Source organism: Leptotrichia hongkongensis (assembly GCF_007990635.1).
GTDB lineage: Bacteria > Fusobacteriota > Fusobacteriia > Fusobacteriales > Leptotrichiaceae > Leptotrichia > Leptotrichia hongkongensis.
The window spans coordinates 1,826,715-1,851,779 of the sequence record NZ_AP019846.1; the positions used below are offsets into that span (position 1 = coordinate 1,826,715).

Here is a 25,065-nt window from a genome sequence, read left to right on the forward strand (position 1 = left end):
GAATGAAAATATACAAATTGTCATTTATAACAATAGTGCTATTTATGATACACGAATTTGAAGAAATAATTTTTTTAAAAAAATTTATAGAAAAAAATAAAGTTGTAAAAGATATGAAAAATGAATTATTTATGAAGAAAAAGGAAAGTTATCCATCTACAGAAACAACTTCATTAATAATTGCCGAAGAATTTATAATTTTATCAACATTACTTTTTATAGCAAGCAAGTTTAGGATGTATGAAATAGTTCTGTCATTATTTATTGTATATATTGCACATTTAGTACCTCATATATATGATGCGCTTAGATATAGAAAGTTTTCCCCAGGAAGTCGGACATCTTTTATAATTTTCCCTTTAGGAATTTTAATGATCTGGAATGTTATTTTAAATAAAGAAATTAATTTTGTTATTTTTATTTTATGTGTTATAATAATTGGATTTCTGATGATTTTAAATTTGATATTTTTGCATAAAATTAGTAAAAAAATTGATAAGTATCTGTGGAAATAAAAAAATCACAAAAATATTTTAAATAAAAATAGATTAAAAAATTTAAGAAAGGAAAATAATATGAAAAAAATATCTCTAATCATAGTCCTTTTTTTAATAAATCTAAATTTAGTCGCCTTAACAATGAAGGAAAAAATCCAGCAGGATTTGTCAAAAGTTGGTGTGAAGCAGGAAATTATAGATGAAACTGTGAAATTGGATAAAGAAACTGGAGAGGGATTTACAACGAAAAACGAAGATGGAGAAGTATCAACAGAAGATAGGGACAAATGGGAAAAAATTTATTTGAAGGATAAAAGAAATTATGTTGCTTTAGAAAGATTGATAGAATTCTATTTTTTGACTAGAACAGAAAATGATTCTAAAAAAGAGAAGTATATTTCAGAATATTTGAAAACAGATATTTCAGAAGATAGAAAAAATTTCTTTTTGGGAAAGAATTTTTGGATCAGTTCAAAAGAAAAAAATAAAAAAAATAAATATTTTGAAAAAGTTAAAAGTATTAGCAATAATCAGTATTATTTGAAAGTAATAGATTTTTTTGAGTATCTGTCAAAAGAATCAAAAAATATAAATGAAGATAATAATTTGAAAATGGTTAAGCCAAAAATAAACGAAATAACGCAAAAAATGGATGAAATTGATAAAATACTCAATAATAAAGATTTGAGAGAAAAATACAGAATTTCTGATGAAGAAGCATATTCTGAGCAATTGATCTTTTTTTTGGCTGGTGGTACTTTAAAAGTAATAGCAGGGGATACAGAAGGAATGGTCAATGATTTTATAAATAAAATTGCGAATAAAAAGATTTCTAAGGAAGTGGCGGAATATAATAAAAACAAGGAAATGATGACTGTTATGACAATTCAGATGGCAATGGCTTTAAAAGGATTTTTTGGAGAAATGTCAGAAAAAGAAATTACAAAACTTGAAAAATTGACAAAAAAACTTCAAGATACTGAAATGTTTAAAAGAATTATGGAAAATTCTGAAAAAGATGAAACTATTAAAAGCGATATTCATTTAGAAGATAAAAGAAAAAAATTTGAATCACTTTCATATGATGAACAAATAAAACAAATTGTTAATTAAAAAAAATTTGACTATATCGAAACGAGAATAGATAAGGAGAAAAAGATTTTTGATTGGATATTTGGATGTAGTGGATTAAATTGTGAACTTATTTTTTTAGGGAAAAATAAAAAATCTTGAAGCATTGAAAATATATAATAAAATTGTAAATTAATTTTTTAATTAATTAGATAATAAAATTTAGGAGGAGAGAAAAAATGAACAAAAAAGGAAAAATTTATGTAGTAGGAATTGGGCCTGGAAAAAAGGCAGACATGACTTTCAAGGCTTATGAGGCAATGGAAAAAAGTGATATTATTGTAGGTTACAAAACTTATACTGACTTAATTGAGGAATACTTCCCAAATACTGAAATAAAAAGTTCAAGTATGATGAAAGAAGTTGACAGATGTATTGAAGTTCTAGAGCTTGCAAAATCTGGTAAAAATGTTGCTTTGATTAGTAGTGGAGATGCTGGAGTATACGGTATGGCTGGAATAATGTACGAAGTAATTGGAGAAAATGATGATGTGGAAATTGAAGTAATTGCAGGAGTTACAGCAACAAATGCTGCAGCCGCAATCGTAGGAGCTCCAATTATGCACGATTATGTAACAATCAGCCTAAGCAACCTTCTAACAGACTGGGAACTAATAAAAAAACGTCTAGAATTAGCTGCACAAGGTGATTTCATCGTAAGCTTATACAATCCAAAAAGTAAAGGAAGAACGACTCAAATCGTAGAAGCACAGCAAATTATGCTAAAACACAAATCAAAAGACACGCCAGTTGCAATCGTAAGAAATGCAGGACGTGAAACTGAAGAGCATGAAATCACAACACTTGAAAAAATGCTTGATTCTGAAATAAATATGCTTACAATTGTATTAATCGGAAATTCAAATACATTTGTTAAAAAAGGAAAAATGGTTACACCTAGAGGTTATGATAAAAAATATGAATATTAATACTTTTTAAAAAGTCAGAAACAAAATTTGATAATATACTCGAACCTATTTAAAATTAAACTGCTAGAAATTATATAATTTAGGGTTTGAGTAAAATAGTCATAATTTTTGAGTTCTGTTTTAAACTAGTTTTACTATATTTATAAAATAAAAAAATTGGACTATCATATAAAGTTAGTCCATTTTTATTTTCAAATCTGTATTTTTATTTCTTCTTAAACCATTCAAACACTTTTTTCAGCGACAATACAGGTTTATTTCTTACAATTTTTTCATTTCCAAGAAAATCACGCATTGTCTTTAGTGTTTTTCCCGCATTTTTTACAACAAAATTATACGATCCATCACTTTTAGTATCTATGAAAAAACCACGAATATACTTATCTTTAAAAAAGATTTGTGCTCTCACTCTCACAATTTCTCCCCAAGGAATCTGAATATAGTCTTCGGGATTACGGTTATTATAAAATTCGAAAGCTTTGTCACCTACAAGTATATTTCCATTTTTATTTCCAAACATTCCCGATAGAGAATTTGCCTTTGTTGTAAATAACACTTTTGTATTCATCGAAATAGCCACTTTTATTCCTCATTTCTTTAATTCAAATTTATTACATAAAATTAGAAAAAAGTTGGCTTTTTAGTTCCAACTTCTCTCTTTTAAATAGATTTTCCAATTATTTAAAATTGAATTTTTAGTAGTCATTTTTTATTTTTAGAATATTTTAACTAAATGTCCTAAAATTCCAACTAAGAATAATCCAAAGATAATTAGAATTGGACTTATTTTTTTCTTTAACAGCCACATACATAGGAATGTTAATAATAAAGCCGCTAATCCCGGTACTAGTTGATTTAAGTTATCTTGTAAAGTCGTTACTTTTTCTGGAGAAAGCGATAGTCCTTTTGCTACATCTCCAAGAATTTTTTGTAACTGGGTACTGTCTATAGGTCCTTTTGGAAATTCTACATAAGCCCCTTTTGCTAAAGGAACTTTTGATACAACCATTGGGAAATTAATTGTTGTCCAACGTTGAACTAGTATTCCCATAACGAACATTCCTAAAATGGATGCTCCTTTAGTAATTGTTTGTAATAAACCACCTGATAAATCTTTTGTAATTTCAGCACCTTTTTGGTAACCAAATTCTTGAGTATACCATAAAAAGCCTATACGTATTACATTCCATACAATAAAGAAGAAGAAAGGTGCTATAAGTGATCCACCTGCTGCCAATGAAGCTGCAATTGCTCCTAAAATTGGACGTACTGTGAACCAGAATACTGGATCTCCGATTCCTGCAAGTGGTCCCATCATTCCAACTTTTACCCCTTGAATAGCTGCATCATCAATTTTTGCTCCATTTGCTCTTTCTTCTTCAAGAGCAAGAGTTACTCCTAAAATTGGTGCAGCAATATATGGGTGAGTATTAAAGAATTCCATATGTCTTTTTAAAGCTGCTGAAGCATCATCTTTATTTGGATATAATTTTTTCAATGCTGGGATTAAAGAATAAGCCCAACCTCCATTTTGCATACGTTCGTAGTTCCAAGAACCTTGAAGAAATTGAGAACGTAACATTACACTACGACGATCTGATTTTGATAATTTTATTCTATTATTTTCTGCCATTTCTTGTTCCTCCCTTATTAATAATCGTTTAAAATGTCACCTAGCGGATCTCCAGAAGAAGATGTTCCGCCATCTCCGCCACCGTTACCTTTATTATTTGTAACATTTAAGTAAATAATAGCTGCACATACACCTATAATACCAGTTGCAATCAATGTCAATTCATTTAATGGTGCTAATGCAAAACCTAGGAAGAAGAACGGCCATACTTCTTTAGTTGCCATTAAGTTAATAACCATTGCATATCCTACTGCTACAACGAATCCACCACCAATTTTCATTCCATCAGTAAACCATTCTGGCAATAATTTAAGAGCATGTTGAATAACAGGAGAAGGTATAAATAACAATAATAGGGCAGGAATAGCAATACGTAAACCTTGACATGCAAGCGCAACCATATGCCATAATTCTACGCCTTTGAAATTTCCTTTTTCTGCTTCTCTATCAGCCTGGTGAACAATAACTACTGATAAAGTACGAACAACCATAGTTAAAACTAACCCAGCTGTAGCAAGTGCAATCGCTGTACCAATCGCTACAGTTTGACCTGCAGCATCAAATTTTCCAGCTTTAACAAAAATAATTGCCGAAGCTACAGAAGCAAGAGCCGCGTCTGGAGCAACTGCCGCTCCTACATTTGCCCAACCTAAAGCCATCAACTGTAAAGCCCCACCTAACATAACACATTCCTTTATATGTCCTGTCGCAACCCCAACTAATGAACACGCAATAATTGGCTGATGGAATTGGAACTGATCAAGGATTCCTTCCATTCCTGCTAGAAATGCGACGATTAATATTAAAATAATTGATAAAATATTAAAATCCATAATAACCTCCTAAAATTAAAGTTTTAATCCTTCGTTTTGTTTTTCTGAAATTAGTTTAAATAAGTCTGCTCTCTTATCAGCAGCAACTTTTCTTACATCAAATTGAACACCTAAATCTCTAAGTTTCTTATAAGTGTCAACATCATTCTGATCCATTGAAAGTACATTATTTACCATAACTTTTCCAACACTATGTGCCATTGATCCTACATTTAACTCTTTAATATCTACACCTTTTTCAATTACATAAAGTGCATCCTGAGGATTTTCAAATAACAATAATGCTTTTGTATTTCCAAATCTTGGATCTTTTGAAACTTCTACTAATTTATCAAGTGGAATAACATGTGCACGTACACCTGGAGGCGCTGCCTGTTCGATTAATTTTTTACGTAGTTCATCTTTTGAAACTGTGTCTGAAACTACGATTATTCTATTTGGATTTGTTGCTTTTGTCCAGCTTGTTGCAACTTGTCCGTGTAACAAACGTGTATCAATACGAGCCAGAACAAATTTTATTTTCCCATCTCCGATAACTGTTCCTTCTGGAATTGCTCCTTTTGGCGTGTCATCTTGAGCTACTGCTTTTGCTACTGTTTCTTTAGGCTGTAATTCTTCAGGACGAACCTTGACTTGATCTCTTCCTTCTGGAACAATAGCCTTTGCTACTTCATGAGCTGTATCTAAATCTTCTCTTTCTGATAAAGCTGCTAATAGCATTGGCAAGTTAAGCCCTGCTACAATTGCTCTTTTTTCAGGTGCTTCTTCAAAGAAACGATTTGATTGGTTGAATGGGCTTCCTCCCCATAAATCAACTAAAAATAGAACTTCTTCAGTTCCTAATTTCGTAATGGCATCTTGAATTTTTTTATATAAGTCATCTGGTCCTTCACTGGGCATAAACACAACTGATTCCAATAATTCTGCTTCACCTAGAATCATTGAAGCTGACTGTTTTATACCAGCTGCAAATTCACCATGACTTGCAACGATAATTCCTACCATCTTGAGCCTCCTTTTAGATAAAATTTATTTTTAAGTTTTCACTTTATAAGATTACAATATCTTTATTATTTTTAACAAAAGTGAATAATCCTATATTATAAGTGTACCACATTTTTTTTGAATTACAAGTATTTTATAAGAAATTTATAAAACAAAATTAATGGATATTGATTTTTAGTACATTTTTTATAATTTATAATATTGGAATAAGTATAACTTGACATAAAAAATAGTTTTTATTGATGTGTATATACAAAGAAAATGTGACAAGAGCAGATAAAAATCAGAATACTAAAATCATAAATAAAGAATTCGTTTGAATTTTTTTCTAAAAAGAATAATAAATTAATTTATTAGATATTTTCGATTTTATAAAGAGCTGTCCTCATATATAATTTGAAACAGCTCTTTTTATACTATTTAATTGAGTAAATTTTCTATTGAAAAATTTTGACTAAACTTAACTGGTTGAAATTCGATTATTTCATAATCTGCTATTTCTTCAATATAAAATGGATCTTCATACAATATTTTTTTTGCTTCTTCCAAATTGTTAGAATCAAACAAGATTACTCCTCCTAATTCAGGAAAACTTTTCTTCCCTGTACATATAAATTTCCCTTTTTCAAAATATTTGTCAAGATATTCTAAATGAGCTTCTAAAACCTTATTTACTTCTTCTGTTGATTTTTTATATTTTAAATTAGCAATAAACATTATTTATCCCCCTCTTCTCTTGTCTTACGGATATATTCAACATATTCCTTTGCGTTTTTGTCAAGTTCATCATCACTTAATTCGTTTATGTGTGGAGAAACTCCGTAAACACTGAAATACGGTAAATAAATTCCTTGAGCATAATTTATAGTTTCTTCAAATGGAATAAGTATTTCATCAAGAGAAAATTTATTTTTTCCACCATGCTTGTAATATTCTCTCTTCCCTCCAGTTGTAACAGCTAACCCAATCTTTTTATTCTTCAGCTTGTCCCCATTCAATCCATATGCCCAATTATACTCAAATACTTCATCCAGCCATTTTTTTAACAAAGGCGGACAGTTAAACCAATACAGAGGGAATTGAAAAATAATATGTTCATATTTAACCAATAATTCCTGTTCCCTTTTTACATCTATATTCCAATCCGAATATTCTTTATACAATTCATGAACTTCTATTTCTTGCGGATATTTTAACAGCTCTTCCTTCCATCTCTTATTTGCTCTTGATTCGTTAATATCTGGATGTGCTAAAATTACTAAAGTTTTCATAGTTATAAACCATTCCTTTCATTAATTTTATTATATTATATAATCCTAATTTAAATTTGTAAATACACACGAAAACGTAATCATATACTTACCTAAACGTAACTACTGGACTTAACTGAAAATTTATGCAATAATGTATTCATAATAATATTTACAACAGGAGATTAACTATGAAACAATATATTTTAGGAATAGAAGCAACACTTGAAATATTTGGTGGAAAATGGAAAGCATTGATTACATACATTCTTACCTTTGGAACAAAAAGGACAGGCGAATTACAAAGATTAATCCCTGGTATTTCTCAAAAGGTTCTTATTGAAAAATTGAAAGAGCTGGAAAAAGATGGAATTATAGAAAAATATGTGTATGAAGAGATGCCTCCAAAGGTAGAATACACACTCACAGAATATGGACAATCATTTTCAAATATTTTATATGCAATGTGCTTCTGGGGTCGAGAAAATATTAAATTACGGCAAAAAATGGGTGAAGATATTATACTGCTTGATAAAAAAGAAGAATTTAGAAAAAATATTGATAAATAATTTTATTACTCTTTAATTTTTACAAAACATTAAAGAAATATTATCATAAAATACAAATAGATCAAATATTGTAATTTCACACTAAAATCCTTACTTCAACAAAAGCGAAAATACGAAAAAAGTAGTTGACAAATTATTGAAATATATGATATACTAACTGAGTAACGTATGGGTGGATGTCCGAACGGCTAAGGGACCGGTCTTGAAAACCGGCGAAATCGCAAGATGTCTGGGTTCGAATCCCAGTTCACCCGCCATTTAAAATTTATACTTTTGGAGAAGTGGCAGAGAGGCCGAATGCGCTCCCCTGCTAAGGGAGTATCCGAGCTAAAACTTGGATCGAGGGTTCAAATCCCTCCTTCTCCGCCATTTTTTTTTAGTAAATTTATTAATAATGCATCTGTAGCTCAATTGGATAGAGCGTCTGACTACGGATCAGAAGGTTATGGGTTCAACTCCTGTCAGGTGCGCCATTTTTATATAAAGACATTGATATTAAACTAATTTCTGATTAATCATAAATTAGTGATATTTATCTAATATTACTATAAATTTATCGTACTTAAAGTGCGATTTTTTTTTGTTAAAAAAATTAGGTATTAAAAAAATAACGAGAATAAGCTGTTAAGAACAAATTATTTTCGTTAGAGATTTAATTAAATACGTAAAATATTAGAAAAAACATCAAACTCACGATTACAAAAAACTTTGATAATCTTTATGAGTAACCCAAAAATAAGTGATATTGTTATGACATATATAATAAGAATGAAAATAAATGAACAACAGAAAAATTTTATATTCAAATATTTCCTCCTTCGTGTTTGAATGAATTATATCTATGTATTCAAACGAAATATTTCAAAAAAATTTATAAATTTAAAATAATATATGTTGAGTCAGATGAGTATTTTTTCATCTGATTTTTCATTAATAAATATTATATACAACATAGTAAATATCCAACGTTGAATCTTTAATTTTGTAGTCCAACACTAGTCCAATTGACAAGGTAAATGGTTATTTTCCCAAACTTTTAAAAAGATATAGTAAAATTATATCAATTTTAACAATTTTAAAAAAATTATCTCAAAATACCGTATTATTTGGCTTAGTAGGAAGAATAGCTATAAAAAAATATGCTACCCTTGTGATAGCATATTTAAAAAGGAGTTTTGAAGAAAAAAGTTTTCACTTTTTCTATTGGTCAGATATAATTATACATTATAATCCTTATGATATTTATTGTAATGCCTTAGTTTTAGATTTGTTAAAAAGAATTATACTTAAACTTTACTTTGCACATCCTATAATACTTAATTTATTTCTTTTATCTATCTGTTTAATAGTATAGTAAAACTAGTTTAAAACAGAACTCAAAAATTATGACTATTCTACTCAAACCCTAAATTATATAATTTCTATCAGTTCAATTTTAAATGGGTTCGAGTATATCTAAATTATCTTTTACACAATTTATACTACTCTCTCTTTTAAAAATGAAAATTATATATGACATTATTCATTATTTAAATAAAAAAAAACAATTAAAACTGCTTTTTATAAAATTAGATAAATACTATAAAGTTTAATTTATACTTTTAAATAGAATTTTGTATAGCATCATATTTATATTAAACTCAAAAAGCTGGATTTACATCCAGCTCCTTTTAAGTTATTTTTATATGAATTATTAGTGATTATTTAACTTCTAAACCAACTTTTAATCCAGCTCTTAATTCATTATATTCTCTTGTATATTTATCGTTGTTGAAGTAACGTCCATCGTTATAAACACCTTTAACAGTTTCTTTGTTAACAACTCTGTATTTAACTTCAGGGTTTACAGTCAATGTTCCTACTGGCAAATCAATACCTTTTTTGTATCCTAATCCAGTCCATACTGAGAAGTTGTTTTGGAATCCATGTCTAGCAGTTTGTCTTTCCCATTCATTTTCAGCATTGATTAATCCATAGAATCCTGCTAAATCAGGAGTTTTATATGTTAACCCTGCAACATAGTCTAAATAAACAGTAGATTTTGCATCTTTTCCTGTTTCAGATAATTTACCTTTTGCATCTCTTAATTTATTAGTTAAACCAACGTTATAGTTTAAAGTTCCGATTCCATTATCAAAAATTTGTCCGTTATTTTCTAAAGCAAAGTTGATTCCCCATCCAGATACTTTTCCTTTTGTGAAATCATTTCCGCTCCATGCGTTATCTGCACTTTTGTTTCCTGATTGATCGAAGTAAACTAATTGAGTTGTTGCATCAAAGTTATGTCCGAAGAAGTTAATTCCAAATGATGGTCCTACATAAATTTCATTTGATGTTCCTCTATGTCCTGAGTATCTACCAGTACCACTTGTATTTTTATTTTTCCATCCTAAAGTCCATTTATTAGTCCAAGAACCTAATGTAATATCTCTATATAATTCAATATTATTTTCCCAAGTTTGAGATTTGTCATAAGTTCCTTTTGTACCTGTTTTAGTTTCATAATCAAAATCATTTTTGTATCTATCTTGATCATTTTGGAATTCAAATTTTAATCCTAAGTCTCCTTCATCTACTAAATGTAAATCTCCACCAAAGATATTTCTCCATCTAGTTCTATCTTTATTTGCTCCTTTGAATCCTGCGATTCCTAATCCATTTCCTGTATTTTCTTTTTTGTCTGTATACCCTTGTCTCAATTCTGTAGAGAAATGGATTTCTTTTACTGTATCTTGGTCTTGATCAGCTAAAGCTAGACTAGATACGCTTAATACTAATGCTAATACTCCTAATACTTTTTTCATTGTTTTTCCTCCTAAAAATAATTTTAACAAATATATATCTTAACAATTCACAGTTAATTTTAGCATAATAATATGAATTTGTAAAGTTTTTTTTTAAAAAGTGCATTTGTAAAGTAAAACAATATTTAATAAAGAAACTAAAATCAATTTTTAAAAAGTTATTTATATACTATAAAAAGCACTTTAAAATAAAATATGAAACTGTATTTATTTACAATAAAACTAAAGATAAAAACCTGAATTTTAGTAAATAAAAAAATTGATATAATCATGCTTTTTAAATTTAAAGTCATACTTTTGTAATAAAAAATTTTTGAATGTAAGATATATAAGTTATTAATATGAAATTTTATAATTAATTTCAAAATTTCATCATATAATTAATTCTATGTTAAGTATACCCTATAATCTCAAAAAAAACAATAGCACTATGATAAATTTATAAAAAACTTTTTATTTACCAAGTGCTATTTGATTATATTTTACTTATAACTATTTTAATTTTCAAATAAATTATCAAAAATTTTAAATAATTATTTTTATTTTTATCTTTAAGAAAGTTCCTTACAGAAAACTATTTAGTAATAGTTGCTACTACTCCTGAAGCTACTGTTCTTCCACCTTCTCTTATCGCAAATCTTAATCCTTCTTCCATTGCGATTGGGTGAATTAGTTCAACTGTCATTTCAATGTTGTCTCCAGGCATTACCATTTCTACACCTTCTGGCAAGTTTACTTCTCCTGTAATGTCAGTCGTTCTGAAGTAGAATTGTGGTTTGTATCCTGTGAAGAATGGTGTATGTCTTCCTCCTTCATCTTTTGTCAATACGTATACTTCTGACTTGAATCCTGTATGTGGATTGATTGTTCCTGGTTTTGCAAGTACTTGTCCTCTTTCCACTTCTTCTTTCTTAGTTCCTCTTAACAATGCTCCAATGTTGTCTCCAGCTTGTCCTGAATCCAATAATTTTCTGAACATTTCTACTCCTGTTACAGTAGTTTTTGTTGTTGGCTTGATTCCTACGATTTCTACTTCTTCACCAACATTGATTACTCCTCTTTCTACTCTTCCTGTTACAACTGTTCCTCTTCCTGTTATTGTGAACACGTCTTCAATCGGCATTAGGAATGCTTGGTCTACTGGTCTTTCTGGTGTTGGAATGTAGTCATCAACTGCATCCATTAATTCCATGATTCTGTCTACCCATTGAGCTTCTCCATTTAATGCTCCTAATGAAGACCCTTTGATTACTGGTACATCATCTCCAGGGAATCCGTATTCTGTAAGTAATTCTCTTACTTCCATTTCTACTAGTTCTAATAATTCTTCGTCATCTACCATGTCAACTTTGTTCAAGTAAACTACGATGTAAGGTACTCCAACCTGTCTTGCAAGTAGGATATGCTCTCTTGTTTGAGGCATAGGACCGTCAGCTGCTGATACTACTAAGATAGCACCATCCATTTGAGCTGCTCCTGTAATCATGTTTTTTACGTAGTCCGCATGCCCTGGACAGTCAACGTGGGCATAGTGTCTTTTTTCTGTTTCATACTCAATGTGAGCTGTGTTGATTGTAATCCCTCTTTCTCTTTCTTCAGGCGCTTGGTCAATGTTTTCAAAATCAACTTTTTCAGCTAGCCCTTTTTCAGCCAATACTTTTGAAATTGCTGCTGTTGTTGTTGTTTTCCCGTGGTCAACGTGACCTATTGTTCCTACGTTTACGTGTGGTTTGCTTCTCTCGAATTTAGCTTTTGCCATTTTAATTTTTCCTCCATTTATTTTGATTTTTTGTTTTTTAATAATTTATCTTTATCATTTTGATTATATCATATTTAAAAAATAATTGCAAGCACGTAAAATTAGTCAAAAAATAAAATTGCACAAATTAATTAAAATTGGTATAATAACTGAAAATATAATTTTATTAAAATATGAGGTGAAAATATGAGTAAAATCATTAATTATGCTGGCGAAGACTTTGATAATGAAATAATTTTACAAACTGGACTTACACTTATAGATTTTTATGCTATCTGGTGCGGACCTTGTCAAATGCTTGAAAAGGTTATTAGCGAAGTAGCTGACAATTCTGAGTGCAAGATTGTCAAAGTTGATGTTGACGATTATCCTGAATTTGGAACCAAATTTAAAATAAGAGGATTGCCTATGCTTATTTTATTTAAGGATGGGAAAATTGTAGAAACTTTAAATGGTTTTCAAACTTTTGATGAGATTATGGAAAAAATCAATTTACATAATTAATTAGGTAATTTTAAAATTTGACTAAAATAATATAAAAAATTAAAAATTTTTAGAAAGAAGGTAGATATTTTTATGAAAACAATTTTAGTGCCAGGAGGAGCTGGATATATTGGTTCCCATACAGTTTTAGATTTAATAAAGAAAGGATTTAATCCAATAATAGTAGATGATTTTAGCAATTCAAGCAAAAAAGTTATTACAATTTTAGAAGAACTTGCTGGAACAAAAATATCTTTTTATGAACTGGATATAAAAAATAAAGAAGGATTGAGAAAAATCTTTAGTGAAAATAAAATTGATGCTGTAATTAACTTTGCAGGGTTTAAGGCAGTTGGAGAATCTGTGGAAAAACCACTTATGTACTATGAAAATAATTTATTTGGTATGATTACTTTACTTGAAATGATGAAAGAATTTAATGTAAAAAATATTGTATTCAGTTCTTCAGCTACAGTTTACGGTATTCCTGAAAAAATGCCTTTAGTTGAAGGTGATCCAATGGGTGCAACAAATCCTTATGGACGAACAAAACTTATGATTGAAAATATTTTAGTTGATTTAGCAACTTCTGATGATTCTTGGAATATTATTGCCCTTAGATATTTTAACCCATTAGGAGCTCATGAAAGCGGAAGAATCGGAGAAGATCCAAACGGTATTCCAAACAACCTTGCCCCTTACATAACTCAAGTTGCAGTAGGAAAATTAGAAAAACTGCATGTTTTCGGAAATGATTACGATACACCTGATGGGACTTGTATAAGGGACTTTATTCACGTAAATGACTTAGCAGCAGGGCATTCAGCCGCTATAAATTATTTGTTTAGTGGAAACATTGGATTTGAAGCAATAAATTTAGGAAGTGAAAAAGGTTACAGCGTCCTTGAAATTCTAAAAAACTTTGAAAAAGCCGTTGGAAAAACTATTCCATATGTAATTGACGGCCGTAGAGCAGGAGATATTGCCGTTTCCTATGCCGATGCCTCAAAAGCTAAAAAATTATTAAACTGGGAAGCAAAATACACTATCGAAGATATGTGCAGAGATTTTTGGAACTGGCAGAAAAAAAATCCAAATGGATTTGAAGACTAATTTTTTATAAAGGGCTAAAAAATTAAAAAATAATAATTCTAATTTCAAGTTAACTATTTTTAAAAGTAAAAAATATAATGATTTACAGTTTTATAACAATAATAAATAAAAAATATTGTACAAGGAGAATTTAGAATGAAAAAATTATTTTTGATGTTTATGTTATTAACGCCATTTACAATAGCAGATGAAAGAGCAGAAATTTTTATAAGTCCTAGTTATGGGAGTTATAGAGGGCAGAAAAAAAATGATTTTAATCAAGAAGTAAAAAATGTAATAGGAAGAGCGGAGTTAAAATTTCATTTGAAAGAAGACAGCCATTTATTGATGATTCCGGAGCAGGAATTGGAGCAGGGATAGTATACAATGCTTTAAAAGTCAAAGGAAATGGTATAAAAAGCAGTTCAGGAAGTTTAATTTCAGTTCCACTTTATATGACATTAGGAACTGGGCTAGATAATGGAATATACACTAAAGTTTTATTCGGTCTGGCATTTTCAAACGGAAATGTGAAATGGACTGATAAAAATGGTGGTCACGGAGAAATAAAGGCGGCCCCAATAAATGGGTATGGAGGTATTGGTATTGGAGTTCAAAAAGATAAATTTTCGGTTGGAATAAGTGCTGTAACAGCGCCTAGATTAAAAAGAAGTTACTCTAGTCCTACTAAAAAATATAGAGATAAAATTTCAGATGGTTTAATTTCACTAGAATTCGGATATAATCCAAATTCAAATAAACAAAAATAGTTTGAAAGGAGAAAAATAAAAATGAACAACTTTGAAGAAAAATTAAGTAAATATGCAGAAGTAATTGTAAAAATTGGGGCAAATGTACAGAAAGGGCAGAAAGTATGGGTAAACTGTACAACTGATGCTTTGCCATTAGTCTATAAGGTTACAGAATTAGCTTATCAAGCGGGAGCAAGTGATGTTCACGTAAAATTGACAGATGATAAATTATCAAGACTTCATGCTGAATATCAATCAAAAGAAGTCTATTCACACATCCCACAATGGGCAATTGACGAAAGAAATGATTATCTTGACAATAATGTCGTATTTATCCACATTTTAAGCAGTTCTCCAAATTTATTTGCTGGAATTGATGCTGAAAAACTGGGAGCATTGACAAAAAATTCAGGAGAAGCCTATAAACATTACAGAACTTGCATTATGACAGATGTAAATTCATGGACAATTGCTAGCTATCCTTCGGCAGATTGGGCAAAACTTGTATTCCCAGATGAAGAAAATACTGACATTGCACAGGAAAAACTGCTTGACGCAATATTAAAGACTGTAAGAGTTGATAAAGCTGATTCTGTTAAGGCTTGGGAAGAACATAGGCAAAACTTGACTGAAAAAGCTGAATTTTTAAATAATAAAAACTTTGTGGCACTTCATTATACTTCAAAAGGTACTGACTTGACAGTAGGACTTCCTAAAAATCACATTTGGGTAGCTGCTGGAAGTAAAAATGCCAAAGGGGCGGATTTCTTGCCAAATATGCCGACAGAAGAAGTATTTACAGCTGGAGATAGAGACCGTGTAGATGGTTATGTTTCAAATAAAAAGCCACTTTCTTATCAAGGGAATATCATTGATAACTTTAAATTGACTTTTAAAGATGGAAAAGTTGTGGATTTTGAAGCGGAGCAAGGATATGAGATTTTGAAGCAGCTGCTTGATACTGATGAAGGTTCGAGAAGAATTGGAGAAGTTGCCCTTGTGCCGAATGACTCCCCTATTTCTAACTCTGGGCTTCTTTATTATCAGACATTATTTGATGAAAACGCCTCAAACCATCTGGCATTGGGTGCAGCATACCCAACTACTCTAAAAGATGGGACAAAAATGACTGAAGAAGAATTAGAAAAAGCTCACATTAATCAGTCTATTTCCCACGTTGACTTTATGATTGGTGATGCGGAAATGGATATTGATGGAATTTTGGAAGATGGGACAAGAGTTCCTGTATTTAGAAAAGGAAATTGGGCATTTTAAAACAAAAAAATCCGTAGATTTAATAATTTCTACGGGTTTTTATTTTATCTGTATAACAAGAAATAATTTTGCTCTAAATATTTATTTCAAATAATTCAAAATAACTGCAAAAATAACAATTACAAAAAAGAAAAATAATATTTTTTTAGTAATTTTTATAAAAATTTTAAATAAAAATATTAGTATAATTATTGCGATTATTATTTTTAATTCCATTTATAACTCCCCCTTTTTATCCTTTCACTTACTATTTTTTGATTATATCTATCACTTCTGACATTGATTTCAAATTATTTGCCAATCTATCAAAATCTTCACGGCTTCTTATTGTTATTCTTAAATGTATAAGTATTCTTTTATTCCCATTTTCCTTAAAAGTATTTGTATTTACATTTAAAAGGTTCATTTTGTATTCGTTTAGAATTCGAATAATGTCAAGAAGAAGTCCGTTTCTATCCGAAGCTTTTATTGTAAAATTAAATTCATATGTTGCATTGGCAGACATTGCAGATTCATCCCAGTAAACATCAATTTCCCTTTCAGGCTCCTTTTCCATAAGGGATATGAAATTTTGACAATCTGAGCGGTGTATTGCTATTCCACGTCCTCTTGTTACATAACCTCGTATTTCATCTCCAGGAAGTGGACTGCAGCATTTTGCAAAACGATACATCGTATTCTCAGTTCCAGATATTTTGACTCCACCATTATTTTTCCCTTTTTGTCTATTTGCTTTTTCTGTTTCTTCCTCAAGCACTTTTTCAAGAGCCTTTTCTTCTTTTTTCTCAAATTTGTTCATAAATCCGTCAAGCGACAAATCTCCGATAGCAAATCTGTAAAATAATGTTTTAGTATCAGCTACATTAAATTTTTTCATATAAAGGAAAACACGTTCATCTTCAAGCATATCCTTCAATTTTAGTCCAAGCTGCTCAAATTCCTTTTCTAGAATTTGTTCTCCTTCTTTTGATTTTTCTTCAAATTCCTTATCCTTAAACCATTTTCGGATTTTCACACGGGAACCGTGATTGTTTACCATTTCAATCCAGTCTTTTCCAGGACCTTTATTAACATTTTTGGAAGTCATGACTTCGACTTTATCTCCATTTTTAAGTACCTGATTTAGCTGCGTAATTCTTCCGTTTACCTTTGCTCCAATCGTTCTGTACCCAATTTGAGTATGTACTTGGAATGCAAAATCAAGCGCTGTTGAATTTCTAGGCATTTCCATTACATCGTCTTTTGGTGTGAATACAAATATTGTCTGTTTTAAAACATCTCCTGTAACTTCCTGTGCAAATCCCTTCTGTTCCTTCTCATCCGATTTGCTTTGAACAGAATCAGTCAATTTTTTTGCATCTGCATAAAATTTTTCATTTTTAGACTTAGATTTTTTTTCTTTATATTTCCAATGTGCAGCAACCCCTTCTTCTGCTATTTCGTGCATTTCTTGAGTTCTAATCTGAATTTCCACATTTTGGTCATTAGGCCCTTTTACAGTTGTATGGATGGATTGGTAGCCGTTTGGTTTTGGCTGGGAAATATAGTCCTTGAAACGCTTAAATACTGGAATGAATAAATCGTGAATTATTCCAAGTACATTATAGCACTCATTTTTTTTCTTAACAATAATTCTTATCGCAATCAAGTCATTCAAATCTACGAATCTTTTTTCCTTTTCATTCATTTTACGATAAATGCTGTATAAATGCTTTGGACGTCCTGTAACTTCTCCTTTTATATGATTTTTTTCAAGTTCTGCTTGAATTTTTTCAATAAAATTTGCTGTATATTCTTCACGTTCCTTCCTTTTGGAATTTATAAGTTCCTTAATCTCGTAATAATCTTTTGGATATAAAAATCTAAAACTAATATCTTCCAGTTCCCATTTTATCTTTGCCATCCCAATTCTATGTGCAATCGGTGCGTAAATTTCAATGGTTTCTTTTGATTTTTCCTGCTGCTTTTCAGGCTTCATATATTTTAATGTCCGCATATTATGAAGCCTATCCGCAAGTTTTATAATTACAACCCGAATATCTTCCGACATTGCAACTACCATTTTTCTTATATTCTCCAGCTTTTTACTGTCCGTTCTTGGTAAATTCCTAAGTTTAGTAACTCCATCTACAAGTTTTTTTACATCTTCTCCAAAGCTGTACTCAATATCTGCCAGCGTTATAAGCGTATCTTCAACCACATCGTGAAGAAGCCCTGCTACAATCGTATCTGTATCCATTCTCATATCAGCGAGTATTTCTGCTACTTCTACAGGATGCAAAATGTAGTCCTCTCCACTTTTTCTCTTCTGTCCCACATGTGACTCGTAAGCAAGTGTAAAAGCCTCTGCCACTTTATCCATATCTACATCCAGATTATTTTCCTTAATTCTGTCTGCCAGCTGCTTATACAGCTCATCATAGCTTTTATTAACAATCTCCGGCATTTTCATATCTTCAATCTCATCATCTGTCATTTTCCAGTCATTTTTTAACACTTTTTTCTCATCCATCTCGCATCCCATCCTCTCAGTATCAAACAAAATCCATTTTATCTTATTTTATCCAATCACTTTTTCTTAAAATTATTTTACTATACATTTTAAAAAAAATCTATTATAAAGTGTGAATATTGTTAATTATTTTTGTTTTGGGATTCTAAATTATTATTCATTATTTTTATTTCATATTAAATCCATTATAAATCACTAGTAATACAAAAAAGCCAAATTTTTACATCTGGCTTTTTTTCAAATATATAAAAATTATAATGTATAGAAGACTACCTTAAACTAGATAATAGCTTAAAAATTTTTTATAAACTATAAAATTTCCACTTCAGACTTATCAAATATTTTTTTATAGCTTTCTAAAAAATCTTTTTTATCTTTTTCACAAATAAATACATCAAAATCAGACAAATTACTAAATTTATAATTTCCTAAAATCCCTAATTTTCTGTATTCAGTTGCTAAAAATATTTTTTTTGAAATATTCATTATTTCTTTTTTTGTATTTCCGTCATTTGCTTCAAAATTCATCACTTTTCCAGCTTCCAAATCTATTCCTGCACTTCCAACAAAGGCTTTATCCACATTATATTTTTTTATGTAGTTAATTGCCTCTATCCCCACGTTTCCGCCAATTTCCTTGTTGTATTCGCCACCTATCATAATGATGTTTATTTTCGAATTTTTATTAAAATGTGTTGTTATGCTAGGCATATTTGTAATAAGGGTTATTTCTTTTTGAGAATTTGCAAGATATTCTGCCGCAATATAGTTTATGCTTGTAATATCAAAAAATACTGTTTCCCTGTTTTGAATATTTTCTATTATTTTTCTTGCGATAATTTCCTTCGGCTTTGTTCTATTTATGACTCTTTCTTCAAGTGTGCTGGAATGTGCCAGTTCCTTTAGCAAGATTGCTCCCCCGTGGGTTCTTTTAAGTTTTCCTTCCTGCTCCAGCCTTTTTAGGTTCTTTCTTATAATAACTTCTGAAACGTTAAATTTTACTGCCAAATCAGCAACTTTTACTTTTTTCTCATTTTTTAGAATTTCCAGTATTTTTTCCAGTCTTTCATCCAAAAACATATTAAATCTCCAATGCTTTTTATAGTTACTTAGATTATACCAAAATTCATTTAATATTTCAAAATTTTATAAAAAATCATAATAAATCAAGCAATGTTTTTTGGCCATAAACTTTTTCCCAGTCTGAATTAAATGTATCCATGCTCCAGTCTGTGTAAGGATGATAAATTAATTTTTCAAAAACGTCTGGAGCTACTGTTACAGATTTTGATCCAGCTAGAATTGCTTCATGAACTTGTCTTACATTCTTAAATGAAGCTCCTAATATTTTTGGCTCAAAAATTCTTTTGTACCGTGCCAGTTTTTCCTCATCAGTTTTTTTAGTCATTTCAAGGATTTTATAGGCATCTTTTACAATTTCAATTCCATTTTCGCCAATGTTATCAGAACGATTAATATATGGAGCCATATATTCTGCTCCTGCTTCAGCTGCCATAATTATCTGCTGAGGTGACAAAATACCTGTTGCAGTGATTTTATATCCATCTTTTGCCAAATTTTTTATGGCTTTTATGCCTTCAGGCGTTACAGGGATTTTTGTATAAAGATTTTCTCCAAAAGCATCATGCAGAAGTTTCACTTCTTTTATCATTATTTCAGCTGTACTTGCCACAGCCTGTGCATGCACAATTTTATCTCTTCCAATAATATCAAAAATATCATTTATAATATCCTTAAAATCTCTTTTTTCCTTTGCAATAATAGTAGGATTTGTAGTTACACCTGCTATTGGAAAAATATCACTGATTTTTTTTATACTTTCCAAATTTGCCGTATCAATAAAATATTGCATTTCTGTTGTCCTTCCTTTTGTTTTTTATATCAAATAGTTTAATATTTTAATTAGTTTCGTTTTATTTCGATATAATTTTAATACATAATTTAAGAAATGTCAATCTATTTTTTTAATTTTTTTGAAATTTTTTGATTGAATAATTATTTTTTTATAGTATAATTGTTATACAAGAAAACAATCATAATATGAAAAAACAATGACAAGAGCTAGCTCAATTTGGGCTAGTTTTTTTGTATTAAATTTTTTATAACATTTTTAGGTTCGTTACCTAATTCATATTATGATTTGGGGTGATGTCCAATGGAACGGGATATAGTTTTTATATTAGTTCAACTTGTGGTTATTTACTACATCCTAAGCAGAAGATGACACCCCAAAATGAAAAAACATTTTCCCCTGCAATTATATTTATATTGCAGGTTTTTTATAATTTTTTATAAAATTAAATAAAACTATTGACAAATTTTCAAAAATAGGATAAAATCGAAATATAAAGAAACAATTTGAAACTACAGATTTTTTTAAAAAGAAAAAGAGGTAGATAATCTATGAGAGCATTAGTTACAGATATTGAAAGAGGAGCTACATTTGATGGACCAGGAATTAGAACAGTCGTGTATTTTAAAGGATGTCCACTTAGATGTCTGTGGTGTTCCAATCCTGAAACGCAAAAATTAGAAAATGAATTTTGGGATTATGATGGCTCTCTTTATAAGGGAAACAAAAATCAATGTTCTGGCTGTCCTGCCGCAAATTCACTAAAACAAGTTGCAAAAGACATGACACTGGAAGAAGTATTTGAAATCGTTATGAAAGATGAAAACTTTTATAGAAATTCTGGTGGCGGTGTTACATTGAGTGGCGGAGAAATACTTGTAAATTCAGCTTTTGCAATAGAACTTTTTGAAAAGTTAAAAGAAGAATATATTAACACGGCCATAGAAACGACAGGATATGGGAATTATAAGGATCTTGAAAATTTAGCAAAACTAACAGATACTGTATTATTTGATATAAAGCACTTAAATAGCCAAAAACATAAGGAATACACTTCTGTCTCAAATGAAATTATTTTAGAAAATCTTACAAAACTTTCAAAATGGCACAAAAAAATCATTATGCGTTTTCCGTTTATAAAAGGAATTAATGATGACGAGAAAAATATTCGTCAAACAGCAGAATTCCTAAAAAAATTGAATCTTCTAGAAGTAAACATTCTTCCCTATCACACAATGGGGTTAGAAAAATATAGAAAACTAGGTCGTGAATATCCTATGAAAACATTGGAAAAACATACACAAGCGGAACTGGATAACGCTGTAGGCATAATGAACAGTTACGGATTGAAAGCAAAATTATATGGATAACGAAAATTAAAGATAAAGATAAAATATAAAAAATGGAGGAAAAAACAATGAAAGAATTTGTTTTGAAAAGCGAAAGAGTAAAAAAATTAAGAGAATCGGCTTTATCAAAATTTCCTGGTGTCAGTGTCGAAAGAGGAAGACTTTTGACAAAAGCATACAAAGAACACGAAGGAAAATCAAAATATATTGTCCGTGCTTACGCAGTTAAGGAAATTTTAGAAAATATGACAATTTATATAAAAGATGGAGAACTTGTCGTAGGAAATCAGTCTGTAGACGAGAGAACTGCTCCCCTTTTCCCAGAATATGCAGTAGACTGGATTATTGATGAAATCAAGACAAAAGGTAACTTTGACCATAGAGACGGAGATAAATTCAGAATACCCGAAGAAGAAATTCCAGAATTACTTGAAATATGCGAATGGTGGCGTGGAAAAACATTAAAGGACAAAGCTCACGCTCAAATGCCTCAGGAAATAAAAGAAGCTGGAATCGCAAAAATTATTCACGGAGAAGGAAATATGACTTCTGGTGACGGACACATTGTTCCTGATTTTAAAAAGGTTTTGACAAAAGGGCTAAAAGGTGTCATCGAAGAAGCTAAGGCTTCTATGGAAAAAGTAGACATTACAGTTTATGGCGGGTATAATAAAATTGATTTCTTAAAAGCTGTACAAATTGTGGCACAAGCAACTATTGATTTTGCTCATAGATTTGCAAATTTGGCAAAGGAACTTGCTGAAAAGGAAACTGATTCCCAAAGAAAAGAAGAATTACTTCAAATTCACAAAAATTGTCTAAACGTACCAGAAAATCCTGCTCAGACATTTTGGGAAGGAGTACAAGCAATCTGGTTTATCCATCTAGTAATTCAGATTGAAAGCAATGGACATTCAGCTTCTCTTGGAAGAGTGGATCAATATTTATATCCACTTTACAAAAAAGAGGTACTGGAAGGTGATTTAGACAGAGAATTTGCAAAAGAAATGCTGCAATGTCTATGGGTAAAACTTTACTCTGTAATAAAAGTCCGTTCAACTTCGCATTCTGGTTATGGTGCAGGTTATCCAACTTATCAAAATGTTACAATAGGAGGATCGACTCCAGCTGGAAAAGATTCTACAAATGAATTAAGCTATTTAATACTGGAAAGTGTTGGAGAAAATAAGCTTACACAGCCAAACCTGTCAGCAAGATTTCACATAAATTCTCCAGAAAAATTTATTAGAAAATGTGCCGAAGTAGCCGCAACAGGTTATGGAATGCCTGCAATGCATACAGATGAAATAATAGTTCCTGCATTGTTAAATAAAGGCGTAAAAATTGAAGATGCCTACAATTATTCAATGGTAGGATGTGTAGAAGTGGCTGTTCCTGGAAAATGGGGATATAGATGTACTGGTATGACTTTCTTAAACTTTGTAAAAGCAACTGAACTTGTATTGACTGACGGCTATGATGCTAGAACTGGACTTCAATTACTAAAAGCTGGAAAACTAACTGACTATGAAACTTATGATGATTTGTGGGAAGCATGGAAAAAATATATGAAACACTATACAAAATTGTCAGTAGCGCTTGACGCATTGTCTGATACACATTTGGAAGAATTCCCTGACATTTTATTATCAAGCCTTATTGATGACTGTATCGGCAGAGGACTTTCCGCAAAAGAAGGTGGAGCTGTTTATGACATCATTTCAGGACTTCAAGTGGGAATTGCAAATGCTGCAAATTCACTATACGCTCTAAAAACTACTGTTTTTGATAACAAAATTTTAACAAAAGAAGAAGTTTACAATGCCCTTCAGACAAATTATGCTGGAGAAAATGGGCAACGAATCAGAAAAATATTGTTAGAAGTACCTAAATATGGAAATGATATTGATGAAGTGGATGTATTTGCTACAAATATTTACTGGACATATATTGATGAAATTCAAAAATATCATAATACAAGATATGGAAGAGGCCCTATTAATTGTGGTTACGGAGTTTCTACATCTGGAATCTCATCAAATGTACCAATGGGAACAGTGAGCGGTGCAACTCCAGATGGAAGATATGCCTATACACCAGCGGCTGAAGGTGGTTCACCAACTCAAGGAACTGACACAAATGGTCCAACAGCAGTACTAAATTCTGTAAATAAATTGCCAACTCTTATGATTACAGGTGGACAGTTATTGAATCAAAAATATCCGCCAGAATTAGTAAACACTCCAGAACAATTTGAAAAATTTGTAAATGTAATAAAATCATTTATAAGTTCAAAAGGATGGCATATACAATTTAACATTATTTCAGGAAAAACATTAAAACAAGCACAAGTTGAACCTGAAAAACATAGAGATATAATAGTAAGAGTGGCTGGATACTGCGCTCAATTTGTTACACTTGACAGGACTACACAGAATGATATTATTTCAAGAACAGAACAAAGAATATAAATATGTATCTTTTTAGATAGTTTTTATAAATAAGTTTTCTCTTTATACAAGAAGCTAGTAATTTTAGGCTTCTTGTATTTTTTTGCATAATCAACGTAACAAAACTCTACTTAAATACTTTATAAATTCATATTTTACACTAATTTTTGGGATTATTCACAAGTTGTATTCTGATATTTTCAAATATTATTTCATCATATCTTTAGTTATCAAATAAATCTATTATTTTACCAAATATCTCATCAAGTATCTTTCAACATTATCCCCATACTCGTTATCTAAAGTTTCTACTATTTTAAATCCCAGTTCTTCATAAATTTTTTTCGCAGTAAAATTATCCATATCTACAGTAAGCTCTATTCTCTTTATTCCCATTTCTTTCAAAGTTTCCATTACATACTGAAGCAACTTTCTAGCATATCCATTTCTCTCAAATTTCGGCACAGTCGAAACTCCATAAACATAAGCTACTTCTCTATCAAAACTGCTCAAAACTTCAATAACTGACATCAATTCTTCATTTTCATCGTTACTTAGCATCGCAAAAACTTTTCCATATTTAGTAAATGGCTTAATGTTCCAGTTTCCAACTGTTGCTTCTCCAAACACTTCATTTTCATGTTTAACAATCTTAAATAACAATTCTGAATCTTTTTTCGCATCCAATATTCTAATCTTATAATTTTTTTCCATGGAAATCATCCTTTCTCATAAATTCTTCATATAATTCATTTTAACACAAAACTAGATTGATTAATTTGTAATATTTTTATTACAAAACATCTTCCTTATTAAATTAATCATTCTAAATAATATTAGAATCTAAATAAAATTTATTAAATTAGTAA

23 protein-coding genes and 3 tRNA genes are annotated in these 25,065 nt (G+C 30.2%); 14 read left to right on the forward strand and 12 right to left on the reverse strand.

Going from position 1 to position 25,065, the window contains the following annotated elements; all coding sequences use genetic code 11:
* Positions 1-2: 2 nt before the first annotated feature.
* The 3 genes from FVE75_RS08765 (at position 3) to cobJ (ending at position 2,557) form a co-directional block, all read left to right on the forward strand.
* Positions 3-515, forward strand: coding sequence for an HXXEE domain-containing protein (locus FVE75_RS08765; RefSeq protein WP_147006113.1), 513 nt, complete (start codon positions 3-5; stop codon positions 513-515).
* Positions 516-575: 60 nt separating this feature from the next.
* Complete coding sequence (locus FVE75_RS08770; RefSeq protein ID WP_147006114.1) at positions 576-1,610, forward strand: hypothetical protein; 1,035 nt, start codon at positions 576-578, stop codon at positions 1,608-1,610.
* 197 nt (positions 1,611-1,807) lie between these two features.
* On the forward strand, positions 1,808-2,557 hold the full coding sequence (gene cobJ, locus FVE75_RS08775) for a precorrin-3B C(17)-methyltransferase (RefSeq protein ID WP_147006115.1): 750 nt from the start codon (positions 1,808-1,810) through the stop codon (positions 2,555-2,557).
* Positions 2,558-2,762: 205 nt separating this feature from the next.
* Here the strand turns inward: cobJ and FVE75_RS08780 are convergent, their stop codons facing one another.
* From FVE75_RS08780 to FVE75_RS08805, 6 genes are all read right to left on the reverse strand, one after another.
* Entirely contained in the window at positions 2,763-3,137 is a 375-nt protein-coding gene (locus tag FVE75_RS08780; RefSeq protein WP_147006116.1) for a DUF956 family protein, read from the reverse strand.
* Between the two features lie 135 nt (positions 3,138-3,272).
* On the reverse strand, positions 3,273-4,190 hold the full coding sequence (locus tag FVE75_RS08785) for a PTS system mannose/fructose/sorbose family transporter subunit IID (RefSeq protein ID WP_147006117.1): 918 nt from the start codon (positions 4,188-4,190) through the stop codon (positions 3,273-3,275).
* 17 nt (positions 4,191-4,207) lie between these two features.
* Positions 4,208-5,023 (reverse strand): PTS mannose/fructose/sorbose transporter subunit IIC, encoded by an 816-nt coding sequence (locus FVE75_RS08790; RefSeq protein WP_147006118.1) that lies wholly within the window; start codon positions 5,021-5,023, stop codon positions 4,208-4,210.
* A 15-nt stretch (positions 5,024-5,038) separates the two neighbouring features.
* Positions 5,039-6,028 carry a PTS sugar transporter subunit IIB gene (locus tag FVE75_RS08795; RefSeq protein ID WP_147006119.1) on the reverse strand — a complete coding sequence of 330 codons (990 nt, stop codon included), beginning with the start codon at positions 6,026-6,028 and terminating at the stop codon, positions 5,039-5,041.
* Between the two features lie 420 nt (positions 6,029-6,448).
* Positions 6,449-6,745 (reverse strand): YciI family protein, encoded by a 297-nt coding sequence (locus tag FVE75_RS08800; protein ID WP_147006120.1) that lies wholly within the window; start codon positions 6,743-6,745, stop codon positions 6,449-6,451.
* A complete protein-coding gene (locus FVE75_RS08805; protein ID WP_172618814.1) occupies positions 6,745-7,299 on the reverse strand; it encodes an NAD(P)H-dependent oxidoreductase in 555 nt (184 codons plus the stop codon). The genes FVE75_RS08800 and FVE75_RS08805 overlap by 1 nt, the downstream gene beginning before the upstream one ends.
* Before the next feature lie 170 nt (positions 7,300-7,469).
* Between FVE75_RS08805 and FVE75_RS08810 the strand changes: the two genes are divergently transcribed.
* From FVE75_RS08810 to FVE75_RS08825, 4 genes are all read left to right on the forward strand, one after another.
* On the forward strand, positions 7,470-7,847 hold the full coding sequence (locus tag FVE75_RS08810) for a winged helix-turn-helix transcriptional regulator (protein ID WP_147006122.1): 378 nt from the start codon (positions 7,470-7,472) through the stop codon (positions 7,845-7,847).
* A gap of 170 nt (positions 7,848-8,017) precedes the next feature.
* Positions 8,018-8,104, forward strand: a tRNA-Ser gene (locus FVE75_RS08815).
* Positions 8,105-8,122: 18 nt separating this feature from the next.
* Positions 8,123-8,216 (forward strand) — tRNA-Ser (locus tag FVE75_RS08820).
* Between the two features lie 27 nt (positions 8,217-8,243).
* A tRNA-Arg gene (locus FVE75_RS08825) sits at positions 8,244-8,320 on the forward strand.
* A 1,227-nt stretch (positions 8,321-9,547) separates the two neighbouring features.
* Here the strand turns inward: FVE75_RS08825 and FVE75_RS08830 are convergent.
* The gene (locus tag FVE75_RS08830) at positions 9,548-10,651 is read right to left on the reverse strand and encodes a hypothetical protein (protein WP_147006123.1); all 1,104 of its coding nucleotides are present in this window, start codon (positions 10,649-10,651) and stop codon (positions 9,548-9,550) included.
* 574 nt (positions 10,652-11,225) lie between these two features.
* Complete coding sequence (gene tuf / locus FVE75_RS08835; RefSeq protein WP_026745237.1) at positions 11,226-12,410, reverse strand: elongation factor Tu; 1,185 nt, start codon at positions 12,408-12,410, stop codon at positions 11,226-11,228.
* 186 nt (positions 12,411-12,596) lie between these two features.
* On the opposite strand from tuf, the gene FVE75_RS08840 reads away from it, so the two are divergent.
* The 5 genes from FVE75_RS08840 to FVE75_RS08855 all read left to right on the forward strand — a co-directional run bounded on the left by FVE75_RS08840 (position 12,597) and on the right by FVE75_RS08855 (position 16,012).
* A complete protein-coding gene (locus tag FVE75_RS08840) occupies positions 12,597-12,914 on the forward strand; it encodes a thioredoxin family protein (RefSeq protein WP_147006124.1) in 318 nt (105 codons plus the stop codon).
* Between the two features lie 72 nt (positions 12,915-12,986).
* A complete protein-coding gene (galE, locus tag FVE75_RS08845) occupies positions 12,987-14,006 on the forward strand; it encodes a UDP-glucose 4-epimerase GalE (protein ID WP_147006125.1) in 1,020 nt (339 codons plus the stop codon).
* 135 nt (positions 14,007-14,141) lie between these two features.
* A complete protein-coding gene (locus tag FVE75_RS11570) occupies positions 14,142-14,366 on the forward strand; it encodes a hypothetical protein (protein ID WP_232052521.1) in 225 nt (74 codons plus the stop codon).
* A 74-nt stretch (positions 14,367-14,440) separates the two neighbouring features.
* Positions 14,441-14,755, forward strand: a complete 315-nt coding sequence (locus tag FVE75_RS11575) for a hypothetical protein (protein WP_232052522.1) — start codon at positions 14,441-14,443, stop codon at positions 14,753-14,755.
* A 21-nt stretch (positions 14,756-14,776) separates the two neighbouring features.
* Entirely contained in the window at positions 14,777-16,012 is a 1,236-nt protein-coding gene (locus FVE75_RS08855) for an aminopeptidase (protein ID WP_147006126.1), read from the forward strand.
* A gap of 247 nt (positions 16,013-16,259) precedes the next feature.
* Here FVE75_RS08855 and FVE75_RS08860 read toward each other — a convergent pair whose 3' ends face one another.
* From FVE75_RS08860 to FVE75_RS08870, 3 genes are all read right to left on the reverse strand, one after another.
* Positions 16,260-18,524, reverse strand: a complete 2,265-nt coding sequence (locus FVE75_RS08860; RefSeq protein WP_232052523.1) for a RelA/SpoT family protein — start codon at positions 18,522-18,524, stop codon at positions 16,260-16,262.
* 309 nt (positions 18,525-18,833) lie between these two features.
* The gene (locus FVE75_RS08865; protein ID WP_147006127.1) at positions 18,834-19,604 is read right to left on the reverse strand and encodes a DeoR/GlpR family DNA-binding transcription regulator; all 771 of its coding nucleotides are present in this window, start codon (positions 19,602-19,604) and stop codon (positions 18,834-18,836) included.
* Positions 19,605-19,680: 76 nt separating this feature from the next.
* Positions 19,681-20,397 (reverse strand): transaldolase family protein, encoded by a 717-nt coding sequence (locus tag FVE75_RS08870; protein WP_147006128.1) that lies wholly within the window; start codon positions 20,395-20,397, stop codon positions 19,681-19,683.
* Between the two features lie 551 nt (positions 20,398-20,948).
* Here FVE75_RS08870 and FVE75_RS08875 point away from each other — a divergent pair.
* Both FVE75_RS08875 and FVE75_RS08880 read left to right on the forward strand, forming a co-directional pair.
* Positions 20,949-21,767, forward strand: coding sequence for a glycyl-radical enzyme activating protein (locus tag FVE75_RS08875; RefSeq protein WP_147006129.1), 819 nt, complete (start codon positions 20,949-20,951; stop codon positions 21,765-21,767).
* Positions 21,768-21,814: 47 nt separating this feature from the next.
* Positions 21,815-24,217 (forward strand): glycyl radical protein, encoded by a 2,403-nt coding sequence (locus FVE75_RS08880; RefSeq protein ID WP_147006130.1) that lies wholly within the window; start codon positions 21,815-21,817, stop codon positions 24,215-24,217.
* Positions 24,218-24,439: 222 nt separating this feature from the next.
* Here FVE75_RS08880 and FVE75_RS08885 read toward each other — a convergent pair whose 3' ends face one another.
* A complete protein-coding gene (locus FVE75_RS08885) occupies positions 24,440-24,910 on the reverse strand; it encodes a GNAT family N-acetyltransferase (protein WP_147006131.1) in 471 nt (156 codons plus the stop codon).
* Positions 24,911-25,065 lie beyond the last annotated feature (155 nt).

Bases quoted from the DNA above. Each gene is read 5' to 3' on its own strand.
- FVE75_RS08765 (WP_147006113.1), top strand. From the start codon at position 3: ATGAAAATATACAAATTGTCATTTATAACAATAGTGCTATTTATGATA.
- FVE75_RS08770 (WP_147006114.1), top strand. From the start codon at position 576: ATGAAAAAAATATCTCTAATCATAGTCCTTTTTTTAATAAATCTAAAT.
- cobJ (WP_147006115.1), top strand. From the start codon at position 1,808: ATGAACAAAAAAGGAAAAATTTATGTAGTAGGAATTGGGCCTGGAAAA.
- FVE75_RS08785 (WP_147006117.1), bottom strand. From the start codon at position 4,190: ATGGCAGAAAATAATAGAATAAAATTATCAAAATCAGATCGTCGTAGT.
- FVE75_RS08790 (WP_147006118.1), bottom strand. From the start codon at position 5,023: ATGGATTTTAATATTTTATCAATTATTTTAATATTAATCGTCGCATTT.
- FVE75_RS08795 (WP_147006119.1), bottom strand. From the start codon at position 6,028: ATGGTAGGAATTATCGTTGCAAGTCATGGTGAATTTGCAGCTGGTATA.
- FVE75_RS08800 (WP_147006120.1), bottom strand. From the start codon at position 6,745: ATGTTTATTGCTAATTTAAAATATAAAAAATCAACAGAAGAAGTAAAT.
- FVE75_RS08805 (WP_172618814.1), bottom strand. From the start codon at position 7,299: ATGAAAACTTTAGTAATTTTAGCACATCCAGATATTAACGAATCAAGA.
- FVE75_RS08810 (WP_147006122.1), top strand. From the start codon at position 7,470: ATGAAACAATATATTTTAGGAATAGAAGCAACACTTGAAATATTTGGT.
- FVE75_RS08830 (WP_147006123.1), bottom strand. From the start codon at position 10,651: ATGAAAAAAGTATTAGGAGTATTAGCATTAGTATTAAGCGTATCTAGT.
- tuf (WP_026745237.1), bottom strand. From the start codon at position 12,410: ATGGCAAAAGCTAAATTCGAGAGAAGCAAACCACACGTAAACGTAGGA.
- FVE75_RS08840 (WP_147006124.1), top strand. From the start codon at position 12,597: ATGAGTAAAATCATTAATTATGCTGGCGAAGACTTTGATAATGAAATA.
- galE (WP_147006125.1), top strand. From the start codon at position 12,987: ATGAAAACAATTTTAGTGCCAGGAGGAGCTGGATATATTGGTTCCCAT.
- FVE75_RS11570 (WP_232052521.1), top strand. From the start codon at position 14,142: ATGAAAAAATTATTTTTGATGTTTATGTTATTAACGCCATTTACAATA.
- FVE75_RS11575 (WP_232052522.1), top strand. From the start codon at position 14,441: ATGACATTAGGAACTGGGCTAGATAATGGAATATACACTAAAGTTTTA.
- FVE75_RS08855 (WP_147006126.1), top strand. From the start codon at position 14,777: ATGAACAACTTTGAAGAAAAATTAAGTAAATATGCAGAAGTAATTGTA.
- FVE75_RS08860 (WP_232052523.1), bottom strand. From the start codon at position 18,524: ATGGATGAGAAAAAAGTGTTAAAAAATGACTGGAAAATGACAGATGAT.
- FVE75_RS08865 (WP_147006127.1), bottom strand. From the start codon at position 19,604: ATGTTTTTGGATGAAAGACTGGAAAAAATACTGGAAATTCTAAAAAAT.
- FVE75_RS08870 (WP_147006128.1), bottom strand. From the start codon at position 20,397: ATGCAATATTTTATTGATACGGCAAATTTGGAAAGTATAAAAAAAATC.
- FVE75_RS08875 (WP_147006129.1), top strand. From the start codon at position 20,949: ATGAGAGCATTAGTTACAGATATTGAAAGAGGAGCTACATTTGATGGA.
- FVE75_RS08880 (WP_147006130.1), top strand. From the start codon at position 21,815: ATGAAAGAATTTGTTTTGAAAAGCGAAAGAGTAAAAAAATTAAGAGAA.
- FVE75_RS08885 (WP_147006131.1), bottom strand. From the start codon at position 24,910: ATGGAAAAAAATTATAAGATTAGAATATTGGATGCGAAAAAAGATTCA.